This is a genomic window from Acidovorax sp. IB03, from assembly GCF_016406015.1.
Classification (GTDB): domain Bacteria; phylum Pseudomonadota; class Gammaproteobacteria; order Burkholderiales; family Burkholderiaceae_C; genus Acidovorax; species Acidovorax temperans.
Genome location: NZ_JAEFCH010000052.1, coordinates 18,859 through 21,117 on the forward strand (window position 1 = coordinate 18,859; position 2,259 = coordinate 21,117).

Annotated in this window: 2 protein-coding genes; one reads left to right on the plus strand and one right to left on the minus strand. The window is 64.5% G+C overall.

Features of this window, described 5'->3' with window-relative positions; translation table 11 throughout:
* Positions 1 to 490, minus strand: a 490-nt coding sequence (locus IHV84_RS18845) for a zinc ribbon domain-containing protein (RefSeq protein WP_198848000.1), incomplete at its 3' end; no start/stop codon positions are given.
* Between the two features lie 312 nt (positions 491 to 802).
* Between IHV84_RS18845 and IHV84_RS18850 the strand changes: the two genes are divergently transcribed.
* Positions 803 to 2,110: a Glu/Leu/Phe/Val dehydrogenase gene (locus IHV84_RS18850; RefSeq protein WP_044397127.1), complete on the plus strand. Its 1,308-nt coding sequence runs from the start codon at positions 803 to 805 to the stop codon at positions 2,108 to 2,110.
* The last annotated feature ends 149 nt before the right edge of the window (positions 2,111 to 2,259 follow it).

Sequence of the window (2,259 nt, forward strand, 5' to 3'; positions counted from 1 at the left end):
CAGGAGCAGGAGCAGGAGCAGGAGCAGGAGCAGGAGCAGGAGCAGGAGCAGGAGCAGGAGCAGTCTCCTCCACTTCCGCTACCTCCACCGCAGTGGTCGCGACCGCGCCAGCGACCGCACCCAGAGTGGCGTCCTGCGCGGGCGCAGCGGGCTCCGCGGGGGTATCCAGCAGCAAATCCACCTCATCTGAAGGGCTGTCGGGCGAGGGCTCCAGCGGGGCCGGGCGGGTGTCGGCCTCGGGATCGGCAGGGCCGTCCATATCAAAATCGAAATCCAGCTCCTCTACCGGTGCTGGGGCAGGAGTTGCGGCCACTGGAGCGGCTGCCGCTACCGTTACGAACGCATGGCCGCACTGCCCACAGAACTTGGCCCCCAGCTTGCAGGGCGCAGCACAGTCAGGGCAGTGTTGCACCAGCGGGGCGCCGCAGTCTTTGCAGCACTTGGCACCCTCGCGGTTTTCGGTGGCGCAGGCGGGGCAGTTCAAACTCATGGGCTTACCTTGTTGAATAGAGGAGCGGCTGGTGCGCTGGGGTGCGACGGTGCCGAGGGAGCGCTTTGGCGGTCGAGTTTATCGGCCAAATATGAAGCACAAGCCACAAAAGCAGGCATCTGGCGCCAGCGTTGCTCCTCCGCTCTGCAAAACCGCACAAAAGTGCCGTTTTTGTTTTGACGCAAACAACCGCATCCTGGCGCCACTGCGGTTATGCAACGAACGCATAAGGGGCATACACACTGGCCTTAGACACCGCTCGACCACAGGCATAAGCTTCGCGGCTTGAATCGATCCCACAAGGAAATTCCCATGTCGAATCCCTCTGGCACACCCGCCGCATCTGCGCATCCGCTGCCTTCGTACCTGCAGGCGGACCACCTCGGCCCCTGGGGCAACTACCTGCAGCAGGTAGACCGCGTCACCCCTTACCTCGGCAGCCTCGCGCGCTGGGTCGAAACACTCAAGCGCCCCAAGCGCATCCTGGTCGTGGACGTGCCGATCGAATTGGACAACGGCACCATCGCACATTACGAAGGCTACCGCGTGCAGCACAACTTGAGCCGCGGCCCCGGCAAGGGCGGCGTGCGCTTCCACCAGGACGTGACGCTGTCCGAAGTGATGGCCCTGTCGGCCTGGATGTCGGTGAAGAACGCGGCGGTGAACGTGCCCTACGGCGGCGCCAAGGGCGGCATCCGTGTGGACCCCAAGAAGCTGTCCAAGGGTGAGCTGGAGCGCCTGACACGCCGCTACACCAGCGAAATCGGCCTGTTGATTGGCCCCACCAAGGACATCCCGGCACCTGACGTCAACACCAACGGCCAGATCATGGCCTGGATGATGGACACCTACTCCATGAACGTGGGCGCCACCGCCACCGGCGTGGTCACCGGCAAGCCGGTGGACATCGGTGGCTCGCTGGGCCGCGTGGAAGCCACCGGCCGTGGCGTGTTCACCGTGGGTGTGGAAGCCGCCAAGCTGACTGGCCTGGCGCTGGACGGCGCCCGTGTGGCCGTGCAAGGCTTTGGCAACGTGGGCGGCATCGCGGCCAAGCTGTTTGCCGAAGCGGGCGCCAAGGTGGTGGCTGTGCAAGACCACACCGGCACCATCTTCAACAGCAAGGGCCTGGATGTGCCCGCGCTGCTGGCGCATGTGAAAACCCGTGGCGGCGTGGGCGGCTTTGCTGGCGCCGAAGTGATGAACGCCGAAGAGTTCTGGGGTGTGGATTGCGAGATCCTGATCCCCGCCGCGCTGGAAGGCCAGATCACCAAGGACAACGCCGGCAAGATCAAGGCCAAGCTGGTGATCGAAGGCGCCAACGGCCCCACGACCACCGAGGCCGACGACATCCTGAACGACAAGGGCGTGCTGGTGCTGCCCGACGTGATCGCCAACGCGGGCGGCGTGACGGTGAGCTACTTCGAATGGGTACAGGACTTCTCCAGCTTCTTCTGGAGCGAGGACGAGATCAACGCCCGCCTGGTGCGCATCATGCAAGAGGCCTTCGCGGGCATCTGGCAGGTGGCGCAAGAGCACAAGGTGAGCCTGCGCACTGCCACCTTCATCGTGGCCTGCCAGCGCATCCTGCACGCCCGCGAAATGCGCGGCCTGTATCCATGAGGCCTGCCCTGGGCTGATTTTTCGAAGCGCTGGCACATCGCCAGCGCCACGAATCCAGGTGCGCCACAAGCGCCCGGCAAAGCCGCCCCCACCACGGGGCAATGCCAGTAAGTTAAGCAAAGGCCCTTCGGGGTCTTTGTTGTTTGTAC

Bases quoted from the DNA above. Each gene is read 5' to 3' on its own strand.
- IHV84_RS18850 (WP_044397127.1), top strand. From the start codon at position 803: ATGTCGAATCCCTCTGGCACACCCGCCGCATCTGCGCATCCGCTGCCT.